Below are 10,450 nucleotides of genomic sequence, written 5' to 3' on the forward strand. Positions count from 1 at the left end.
TCGCGCCGATTGCAGCCATTGCCTCCACCCAGGATTTGCACAATGACGATTCCCGTTCTCCCGCAGTCGCCCGAGATTGCACCCCAGCCGGCCGACGCGCTCGATCATCTGACCGGCGCGCTGTTCCATCGCATGGGCGCGGATGGCGTCTATGCGCGGACCGCGCTGTATGAAGGCGTGGTGGAGCGGCTCGCGACGCTCATCACGCGGCATCGCGAGCCCGGCACGGAGGTCATGCGCTTTCCGCCGGTCATGAGCCGCGCCCAGCTCGAAAAGTCGGGCTATCTCAAGAGTTTCCCCAACCTGCTCGGCTGCGTCTGCGGCCTGCACGGCACCGAGCGGGACATCCATGAAGCCGTGGCACGGTTCGACAAGGGCGGCGACTGGACCACCTCATTGTCACCAGCCGACCTCGTGCTGTCGCCCGCGGCCTGCTATCCGGTCTATCCGATCGCGGCGAGCCGCGGCGCGCTGCCGGTCGGCGGCCTGCGCTTCGACGTCGCGGCCGATTGCTTCCGCCGCGAGCCGTCGCGTCATCTCGACCGCCTGCAGTCGTTCCGGATGCGCGAATATGTCTGTATCGGCACGCCCGCCGACGTCTCGGCATTCCGCGACCGCTGGATGGTAAAGGCACAGGCGATTGCGCGCGATCTCGGCCTGTCGTTCCGCGTCGATCACGCCAGCGACCCGTTCTTCGGCCGCGTCGGCCAGATGAAGGCGGTCAGCCAGAAGCAGCAGGCGCTAAAATTCGAGCTGCTGGTGCCGTTGCGCTCGGAGGAGCAGCCGACCGCCTGCATGAGCTTCAACTATCATCGCGAGCATTTCGGCTCCACCTGGGGCATCGACGATGCCGACGGTGCGCCGGCGCACACCGGTTGCGTGGCCTTCGGCATGGACCGCCTCGCAGTCGCGCTGTTCCACACCCACGGCATCGATCCGACGCGCTGGCCGTCGCGCGTGCGGGAAGCGCTGCAGTTCGAGCGCCAGGCAAGCTCCGTCGGCTGACGCCACCAAGCCGCCGGTGAGGGATCGGCAGAACATCTCATGAGCGCGCTCCAGCCACCGATCCGGTGCCGCGAGATCGGAGCCTCCGATCTGGACGCGGTCGCCGATCTCTTGGCGCGCGGCTTCCCACGGCGCCCCCGCGGCTATTGGTCGAGCGGCCTGCAGCGGCAGGCCGCGCGCCCGACGCCCGAGGGCTATCCACGCTACGGCTATCTGCTCGAGCAGGGCGGCAATGCGGTCGGCGTCCTGCTCGTCATCTACAGCGATCGCGGCACGCCTGCGGAGCCGCAGATCTGGTGCAATCTGTCGAGCTGGTATGTCGAGCCTGCCTTTCGCAACTACGCGACGATGCTGACGAGAATCGCGCAGCGTCGGCCGGAGGTCACTTACGTCAATATCAGCGCCGCAAGGCAGACCTGGCCGATCATTGAGGCGCAAGGATTTCGCGCCTATTGCAGCGGCCTGTTCTTTTCGATGCCCGCGCTGTCGCTGGCTGGCCTCAGTTCGCCGGTTGAGAAGGTCAGGGCAGACGCCCGCACCGTGGATGGCGTTCCGTCGGATGAGGCCGAATTGCTGATGCGCCACGCGCGCTATGGCTGCCTCAGCGTGGTGGTGCGATCGACGGCGGGCCCCGTCCCGCTGGTGCTGCAGAAGGTCCGCATCCGGCAGGGACGCTTCGCATTGCCTGCGATGCAGCTGATCTACTGCCGCAGCATCTCCGACTACGTTTCCTGCGCCGGTGCCGTCGGCCGCCTGCTGCTGCGTCGCGCCGCCGTTTCTGTCATCATCGACGCTAACGGGCCGATTGACGGTCTCGTCGGCATCTACACCGAGCGGCGCGGCCGGAAGTACATCAAGGGACCGCGGCCGCCGCGCCTCGGCAATCTCAGCGACACCGAGCTGCCGCTGTACGGCCCCTAGCTCAGGCGGTTGCCCTGACCTCATGCGCATAGTCCCAATACAGCCTGCGCGCACGGCTGAACACCGGACCGATCGGCAGGGCCCGGTCGTCGATGCGAATGACCGGTGCGACCTTGGCGAAATTGCCCGACGAGAAGATCTCGTCGGCGGCCAGGAAGTCCGCATAGCGCAGCGTGGTCTCGACCACGCTGACGCCGTCGGCTCGCAGCAGCTCGGCTACGCGCTGGCGGGTGATCCCGTTGAGAAACGTGCCGTTCGGCACCGGCGTGAACACCACGCCGTCCTTGACCATGAACACGTTGGCATTGCCGAACTCGGCGACGTTGCCGAGCAGATCGAGCATCAGGCAGTTGTTGAAACCGCGCGAGGCCGCCTCGATCAGCGCGCGCGAATTGTTCGGATAGAGGCAGGCCGCCTTGGCATCGACCGGCGCGCATTCGGCCGTCGGCCGCCGGAACGGCGACAGCGTGATGGCGTTGCCCGTCGGCTGCGGCATCGGCGCTTCATAGATGCACAGGCACCAATTGGTGGTCTCGGGATCGAACAGGACACCACCGCCGGCGCCGTGCTGCGCCCAGTACATCGGGCGGATGTAGAGTTCGGCTCTTGCTGCGAAGCGCGTGACGCCCTCCCGCGCCAGCCCCATCCAGGTCTCGACGTCCACCACGGGTTTGAGCCGGAAATTGATCGCGGACTGATTCACCCGCGCGCAGTGCCGATCGAGATCGGGCGTCACGCCTTCGAATGCGCGTGCCCCGTCGAACACGGTCGACGCGAGCCATGTCGCGTGGGTCCGGACGCCCATGATCGGCGCATTGCCCTCGCGCCATTCGCCGTCGAAGAAGGTCCAGGTCTGCGAGTAGCTGACAGGCTTGACGATGTGGGTCATGGCGGCGCTCCCGTTCGGCATCGATCGTGTCTGCACTTCTGGCGTGAACATTTTAAGGATTTCCCCGTCGCGACCTGCTGCTCACGATCGATTCACTGCTGATGGGCACAATGCCCGATGCCTTGGTTAATTGGAGCTGTCATGCCGCTCGACCCTCGCGCCCAGCGCCTGCTTTCGATGGTGGCTGCCGCTGTGCCGGAAAGCCAGGAGCGTCCGGGCCCCGCGCAGCGGCGGCAGTCGCTCGCCAAGCTGATGCAATTCGCGCGCAACGACTGCGGTGCCGTCATCACGCGGGACGCCAATTTCTCCGGGCCCTCCGGGCTGCTTCGTTATCGCCTGTATACGCCTGCAGCAGGCCCGGATGATACTGGGGCGCCCCTCCCCGGCTTCGTCTACTTTCACGGCGGCGGTCTCGTGGCAGGCAGCATCGACACGCACGACAAGGTCGCCGCCGCGCTTGCCGTCGCCTCCGGCTGCCGGCTGCTCTCAATCGACTACCGCCTCGCGCCTGAGCACAAGTTCCCCGCAGCGATCGAGGATGCGATCGCGGCGGTTCACTTCGCCATCGATCGCGCGGCCGCGCTCGGCATCGACGGCGGTCGGATTGTGATCGGCGGCGATTCCGCGGGCGCCACGCTCGCCGCCGCCGTTTGCCAGCAGGCCGTCGGCAGCACCGATCTTAGGATCGCGCTGCAGTGCCTGATCTGTCCGGTGCTCGATTTCTCCAATTTCTGGCCGTCGCGCGAGCTGTTCGGGACCGGCCACCTGATCGACAGGGCGACCTGGCAGGCCGACCTCGCCGACTATCTGGTTGGCGAGGTCGATGTCGCCAATCCACTGATATCGCCGTTGTGCCGTGAGACGCTGGCTGGGCTTCCCCCCGCCGTGATCCACACCGCGGAATTCGACCCGATGCGTGACGAGGGCAATGCCTATGCGGCACGGCTCGCGGAAGCTGGTGTCACGGTCGCGCATGTCTGTCACAACGGCATGGTCCACAATTTTCACGCGCTCGGTGCGATCCTGCCGCAGGCCAAAGCAGCACTGGATCTGGTCGGACAGCAAATTCGGTCCCTCCTCCCGGTCCCAACCGCACGCTAATTCGAAGCTTACCGGCCACACATCGTTAGGGTTATTTCGTCGTTCTTGTCGCGAATTATTGCCCGCTTTACGCCTGCGCTCCTACAACGACACCCCTCGCGGAATACGTGCAACCTGCATTGTGGACGGATGCGGGAGTGGAGATCGCCGATGCGCAATGAGACGATTGCAATCCACGCCGGCTATGAACCGGAGGCGACCACCAAGGCCGTGGCGGTTCCGATCTATCAGACCGCCGCCTACGCCTTCGACAGCGCCGATCACGGCGCCGCGTTGTTCAATCTCGAAGCCGAGGGCTACCGCTACAGCCGTATCTCCAATCCGACCACGGCGGTGCTCGAGAAGCGCGTCACCGAGCTTGAGGGCGGCGTCGGCGCGCTCGCCGTCGGCACCGGGCAGGCCGCGCTTCACTTCGCATTCGTCAATCTGGCCGACAGCGGCGGCAACATCGTCTCGGTGCCGCAGCTCTATGGCACCACGCACACGCTGCTCGGGCACATCCTGCCGCGCCAGGGCATCACTGGGCGCTTTGCCGAAAGCGATGCGCCCGATGCCATCGAACGTCTCATCGACGAAAACACCAAGGCCGTGTTCGCCGAGACGATCGGCAATCCCGCCGGCAATGTCTGCGACATCGAGGCGCTGGCGAAGGTCGCGCATCGCAACGGCGTGCCGCTGATCGTCGACAACACCGTCGCAACACCGATCCTGCTGCGGCCGTTCGATTACGGCGCCGACATCGCGGTGCATTCGCTGACCAAGTTTCTCGGCGGTCACGGCACGACGCTGGGCGGCATGCTGGTCGACAGCGGCAACTTCCCCTGGAAGGACCATGCCGACCGTTTTCCCGCCTTCACCCAGCCCGACGCGTCCTATCACGGGATGATCTACACCGATCATTTCGGCCGCAGCGCCTACATCCAGCGTGCGCGCAGCGTCTATCAGCGGACCATGGGCGCGGTGCTGTCGCCGTTCAATGCCTTCCTGCTGCTGCAGGGCATCGAGACGGTCGCGCTGCGCATGGAGCGCCACGTCGAGAATGCGCGCAAGGTCGCCGAATTCCTCCGCAACGATCCGCGCGTGGCGTGGGTCAACTACGCCGGTTTCTCCGACAGCCGCTATTACCCCCTGGTCCAGAGATATCTCGACGGCCGGGCGTCGTCGCTGTTCACATTCGGGATCAAGGGCGGCATGGAAGCGGGCAAGGCGTTCTATGACGCCCTGAAGCTCGTCACGCGGCTGGTCAATATCGGCGATGCGAAGTCGCTGGCCTGCCATCCCGCATCGACCACGCATCGGCAGATGCCGCCGGACGACCAGCGCAAGGCGGGCGTCCTCCCCGAGACGATCCGGCTGTCGATCGGCATCGAGCATGTCAGCGACATCATCGAGGATCTCGACCAGGCACTCGCCCAGGCCTGCCCTCGCACGCGTCAGCTGGATGCGGCGGAGTAGAGCGATCAGCCGATGACCCTGCTGTTCGACCGACATCGCAGGATCGCGAGCCCTGCCCTCGCGCCCGCCGAGTTCGACGACCGCGGAGGGCGCCCGATCGAGCTTTCGATCGGCCTCGTCAACAACATGCCGGACAGCGCCCTGAAGGCGACCGATCTCCAGATCGCCCGCCTGCTGCAGCAATGCGCGCCGCAGCACGTCCGCATCCGCCTGCACTGCTTCTCGCTGCCCTCCATCTTGCGCTCGCAAGCGGCCAGGAGCCACGTCGCCCAGTCCTACGCGGACATCGGGTCGCTCGATCGGCTCGGCATCGACGGCCTGATCGTGACCGGCGCCGAGCCTGTCGCCGCGGCCTTGCGCGACGAGCCCTATTGGTCGGACCTCACCTCCGTGATCGACTGGGCCAGAACCAACACGCGCTCGACCATCTGGTCGTGTCTCGCGGCCCACGCGGCCGTGCTGCACCTGGACGACATCGAGCGGCAGCGGCTTGCGAGCAAATGCTCCGGCATCTTCGACTGCGTGAAGGTCCAGGACGACTGGCTCACGCACGGCATCCATTTGCCGCTTCAGGTGCCGCACTCCCGCCTCAACGCCGTCAACGAGCCGCTGCTGGCGGAGCGCGGCTACGACATCCTGACCCGCTCGGACGAAGTCGGCGTCGACATCTTCGCGCGCTCGATGCCGAGCCGGTTCGTGTTCTTTCAGGGCCATCCCGAATATGACGCGCTCTCCCTGCAGCGCGAATACATGCGCGACATCGCGCGGTTTCTCGCCGGGCAGCGCGACGACTATCCGCGGCTGCCGAAATCCTATTTCAGCGCCGAGACCGAGGCGGTGCTCAACGCGTTCGAGTGGCGGGCCAAGGAAAGGCGCGAGCCGACGCTGGCGGCCGAGCTCCCCGGATTGACGCTGCGGCCTGATCTCGCCGCCGAAAGCGCCGCGCAAACGCTGTTCAGGAACTGGATCGGCCATCTCGGGCAGGCCGGATAGCGCCACAGCCCGCCTCCCATCGGAGCGATCGCACATCGGCGCGCCATCTGTTAGATTGGCGTGACACACCTCCTCTGCAAGGTTCCGATGGCCCGACGCACCGGCAGCGCCGATCTTCCGCTCCATTCCGGACGCGTCCCGGCTTGGCTCGGCGCGCGCATGGCCTCGCTCGGCGCCATCATCACCCAGGCGATCGTGCATCATTACGGCCGCGACGAATTCCTGGCGCGGATGTCGCATCCGTTCTGGTTCCAGTCGTTCGGCGCCGTCATGGGCATGGACTGGCATTCCTCCGGCATTACCACGAGCGTGATCGGCGCGCTGAAGCGCGGGCTGAAGCCGCTGTCCGGCGAGCTCGGCATCTACGTCTGCGGCGGCCGCGGCGAGCACTCGCGCAAGACGCCCGACGAGTTGCGCCTGCTCGGCGACCGGCTCGGCCTCGACGGCGAGGAGCTGGTGCGGACCAGCAAGCTCGTCGCCAAGGTCGACAGCGCCGCGGTGCAGGACGGCTTCGACCTCTATCTGCACGGCTTCTTCGTCACCGCCGACGGCAAGTGGACCGTGGTGCAGCAGGGCATGAATGGCGACGCCCGCCAGGCCCGGCGCTACCATTGGCATTCGCAGCAGCTTGCGAGCTTCGTCGACGCGCCGCACAGCGCCATCGATGGTCCCGTCCAGGGCGAGATCGTCAACCTCACCGACAAGCGCGCCGCGCCGTCGCGCCACGCCCAGCTCGAGCTGCTCACCGAGCTCGGCCCCGACCGCGTCGTCACGGAGTTCGAACGGCTGAGCACGCCGGAGCCCGCCCAGGGCCTGCTGCCGCATCTTGTCATGCCCGCGCATCACGACGTCAGGCCGAAGGACGTGTTCGCCCGCCGGCTGCACGGCACGCTCGCGGCGGCCGCCGAGCGCGGCCCGGTCGACTTCCCCGACCTGCTGCTGACGCCGGGCGTCGGCGCCCGCACCGTGCGCTCGCTCGCCATGGTCGCCGAGGTCGTGCATGGCGCGCCGTATCGATTCAGCGACCCGGCACGGTTCTCGCTGGCGCATGGCGGCAAGGACCGGCATCCCTATCCGGTGCCGATCAAGGTCTATGACGAGACCATCCGCGTGCTCAAATCGGCCGTCGGCAACGCCAAGCTCGGCCGCGACGAGGCGCTGTCGGCGCTGAAGCGGCTCGACGACCAGGCCCGCCGGCTGGAGCGCATCGCGACCGGCCCCTCGCTCGATGCCTACATCGCGACCGAGCGCGCCGCCTCGCCAGAGCTCGACGGCCGTTCGGTGTTCGGCTGGGAGCGCGACCTCATCCAGCGCACCGGCGAGGCATGAGGCGATGCCGGCACGCAGCGCGGGCGTGCTCGCCTTTCGCAGGACCTCCAACGGATTGGAAGTGCTCCTAGTACATCCCGGCGGACCGTTCTGGCGCAACAAGGATCTCGGCGCCTGGTCGATCCCGAAGGGCGAGTTCGGCGCCGGCGAGGCGGCCGAGGCGGTGGCACGGCGCGAATTCGCCGAGGAGCTCGGCACGACGCTGACGGCGTCGCTGCTGCCGCTCGGCGAGATCAAGCAGCGCGGCGGCAAGGTGGTCGAGGCGTTCGCCGCCGAGACCGACCTCGATGCCGGCAGCATCACCAGCAACGCGTTCGAGCTCGAATGGCCGCCGCGCAGCGGCCGTATCCAGCGCTTTCCCGAGGTGGACCGCGCCGCCTGGTTCGACCTCGCCGAGGCGAGGGTCCGGATCAATCCGGCGCAGGCCGCGCTGCTCGACCGTCTCGTGGAGATCGGCGGAGGGTGAGCTGTCACCATCCGCCGCCGACATCACGCCGCGCGGACGTTGCCGAGGAATCGCCCGGTCTGGGTCTTGAGCTGATCCGACTGGCTGCCGAGCTGCGAGGCCGCACTCAACACCTGTGCCGCCGCGGCGCCGACCTGGCCGGACGCCTCGCGCACGCCGACAATGTGCTGCATGACCCCCTGCGTGCCCTGCGCCGCCTGCTGCACGCTGCGGGCGATTTCCTTGGTCGCAGCGCCCTGCTCCTCGACCGCGGCTGCGATCGCGTCGGTGATCTCGTTCATCTGCCCGATGGTCGCGCCGATCTCGCGGATTGCGTTGACCGTCGAGCCGGTGGCGTCGCGGATGGCTTCGATCTGGCTGGTGATCTCCTCGGTCGCCTTGGCGGTCTGCGCCGACAGCGCCTTGACCTCGTTGGCGACGACCGCGAAGCCCTTGCCGGCCTCGCCGGCACGCGCCGATTCGATGGTGGCGTTCAGCGCCAGCAGGTTTGTCTGCCCCGCGATGGTCTGGATCAGCGCCATCACCTCGCCGATCTTCTGCGACGCGTGGACCAGCCTGTCGACCATCGCCTCCGTCCGCGTCGCCTGCCCGACCGCATTCTGGGCGATCGACGACGACTGCGTGACCTGCTTGGCGATCTCCTGGATCGATGACGACAACTGCTCGGCGGAGGCCGACACCGTCTGCACGTTCTTGGCGGTCTGCTCGGCGGCCGCGGCCACCTTTGCGCTCTGGTCCGTCGTGCCGGAGACGATGCTCGACATCGATTGCGCGGAGGTCTGCAGCTCGCCGGCGGCGGTCGCGGTGGTCTGGATCACGCCGCCGATCGAGCGCTCGAACTCGTCGGCGATCCGCACCAGCACCGTGCGGCGCTCCTCGGCGGCCTGCTGCTTGGACTGCTCCTGCTCGGCCCGGAGGCGCTCGCTCTCGGCGAGATGGTCCTTGAAGATCTGCAGGCTGCGCGCCATGCGGCCGATCTCGTTCCTGCGATCGGTGAACGGCACCTCGAGGCCCAGATTGCCCTTGGTCAGCTCGTCCATCACGACGCAGGTGCGGTCGAGCGGAACGACGACGCTGCGTCCGAGCCAGAAGGCGACGACCGCGGCGACCAGCAGACCGGCAAGCGCGCCGAAGCCGGCCCACATCGCACGCTGATAGACGACTGCGTCGATGTCGTCGACATACACGCCGGCCTGGATCGCCAGCATCTTGTCGCCGCTGCCATAGGCGCCGACGTAGGACATCTTCGGCAGCTCGGTCGTCCCCCCGGCGCGCGGCACCTTGTACTCGACGAAGCCGCCGCCGGCGCGCGCCGTGCGCACGATGTCCTGGATCAGAAGCTTGCCGGTGGAATCCTTGAAGTCCCAGCGGTTGACGTTGATGTATTTCGGGTTGGCATGGACATAGGTCACGCCCGCATCCGACGATCCGGTTCCGTAGACGCCGAGATAGTCGTTGTACTGGCCCCAGCGCATTGCGCCGATCGCGGCGTAGGCCTGCTGCCGCGCCTGCTCCGGCGCCATCTTGCCGGCGGTCGCCGCGGCGTCATAATAGCTCAGCACCTTGACCGCGGACTCGACGAGGTTGCGGACCATGGTCTGCCGCTCCTCGAGAACGGTTCCGCGCAGCATCAGGATCTGCATGGCGGAGACGGCGAACAGTGCGATCGACATCACGGCGATGATCGCCGCGAGACGCTGATAGACAGTCAGGTGTCGCATTTTCTGGTTCTCGTTGCGTGGACTGTATGCACGATACCAACCCTACATTAATGGTTTGCTATCCGTGCCGTCCGAACGCCGGCGAACTAATTAGTCTTTGGACTTAAAACGTCCGTTCGCGCGAACTTATGCCAGAGAACAACTTGCGCGACATTACGCGACGATCGCTCGAATTAACATGCGATAATTAGATAATTAGATAATTAGATAATTAGAGGTATCTCGAAGGGCCGGTTCTCACCAGTTCCACCCGATTGGGTGTCGAGTCCCACGGAGTTGCGTTGTCGCGACGCGTCAGGCGCCCGAGCTTTGTGCAGCGAAGCCCTCACGTCATCGAGGGCGCAGGGAAGACCAGGCATCGGCTGATTCCTGCGGCCCCCGTGCGGAAAGGAATGCACGGGGCAGGAACCACAGGTTCAGCCGGGTCTGCCGGTGGATTCAATTGGTCGTCGCAACACTCGATGAGGAGGTTGCGATGGGCATTCGAAAGAAGCGGTCAACGCGGGGCAAGCTGGGATCATTGGGGCGCCCACCAGTTGCGGGGCGTGCGGAACAGCAGAAATTTTGGCG

Annotated in this window: 9 protein-coding genes; 7 read left to right on the forward strand and 2 right to left on the reverse strand. The window is 66.5% G+C overall.

Annotation, left to right across the window (positions count from 1 at the left end):
• The first annotated feature begins 42 nt into the window (after positions 1-42).
• Positions 43-1,005 carry an amino acid--[acyl-carrier-protein] ligase gene (locus QW881_RS32255; RefSeq protein WP_315759556.1) on the forward strand — a complete coding sequence of 321 codons (963 nt, stop codon included), beginning with the start codon at positions 43-45 and terminating at the stop codon, positions 1,003-1,005.
• 39 nt (positions 1,006-1,044) lie between these two features.
• The gene (locus QW881_RS32260; protein WP_315759557.1) at positions 1,045-1,926 is read left to right on the forward strand and encodes an acyl-CoA acyltransferase; all 882 of its coding nucleotides are present in this window, start codon (positions 1,045-1,047) and stop codon (positions 1,924-1,926) included.
• 1 nt (position 1,927) lies between these two features.
• Here QW881_RS32260 and QW881_RS32265 read toward each other — a convergent pair whose 3' ends face one another.
• Positions 1,928-2,815 (reverse strand): branched-chain amino acid aminotransferase, encoded by an 888-nt coding sequence (locus QW881_RS32265; protein WP_315759558.1) that lies wholly within the window; start codon positions 2,813-2,815, stop codon positions 1,928-1,930.
• Positions 2,816-2,956: 141 nt separating this feature from the next.
• On the opposite strand from QW881_RS32265, the gene QW881_RS32270 reads away from it, so the two are divergent.
• The 5 genes from QW881_RS32270 (at position 2,957) to QW881_RS32290 (ending at position 8,159) form a co-directional block, all read left to right on the forward strand.
• Positions 2,957-3,916: an alpha/beta hydrolase gene (locus QW881_RS32270; RefSeq protein ID WP_315759559.1), complete on the forward strand. Its 960-nt coding sequence runs from the start codon at positions 2,957-2,959 to the stop codon at positions 3,914-3,916.
• Positions 3,917-4,066: 150 nt separating this feature from the next.
• Positions 4,067-5,371, forward strand: coding sequence for an O-acetylhomoserine aminocarboxypropyltransferase/cysteine synthase family protein (locus tag QW881_RS32275; RefSeq protein WP_315759560.1), 1,305 nt, complete (start codon positions 4,067-4,069; stop codon positions 5,369-5,371).
• 12 nt (positions 5,372-5,383) lie between these two features.
• Positions 5,384-6,364: a homoserine O-succinyltransferase gene (locus tag QW881_RS32280; RefSeq protein WP_315759561.1), complete on the forward strand. Its 981-nt coding sequence runs from the start codon at positions 5,384-5,386 to the stop codon at positions 6,362-6,364.
• 87 nt (positions 6,365-6,451) lie between these two features.
• A complete protein-coding gene (locus QW881_RS32285) occupies positions 6,452-7,693 on the forward strand; it encodes a DUF763 domain-containing protein (RefSeq protein WP_315759562.1) in 1,242 nt (413 codons plus the stop codon).
• A gap of 4 nt (positions 7,694-7,697) precedes the next feature.
• Positions 7,698-8,159 (forward strand): NUDIX domain-containing protein, encoded by a 462-nt coding sequence (locus tag QW881_RS32290; protein WP_315759563.1) that lies wholly within the window; start codon positions 7,698-7,700, stop codon positions 8,157-8,159.
• A 23-nt stretch (positions 8,160-8,182) separates the two neighbouring features.
• Here the strand turns inward: QW881_RS32290 and QW881_RS32295 are convergent, their stop codons facing one another.
• Positions 8,183-9,880, reverse strand: coding sequence for a methyl-accepting chemotaxis protein (locus QW881_RS32295; RefSeq protein ID WP_315759564.1), 1,698 nt, complete (start codon positions 9,878-9,880; stop codon positions 8,183-8,185).
• Between the last annotated feature and the right edge of the window lie 570 nt (positions 9,881-10,450).

This window comes from Bradyrhizobium sp. SZCCHNS3016 (assembly GCF_032484535.1).
Taxonomy (GTDB): Bacteria; Pseudomonadota; Alphaproteobacteria; order Rhizobiales; family Xanthobacteraceae; genus Bradyrhizobium.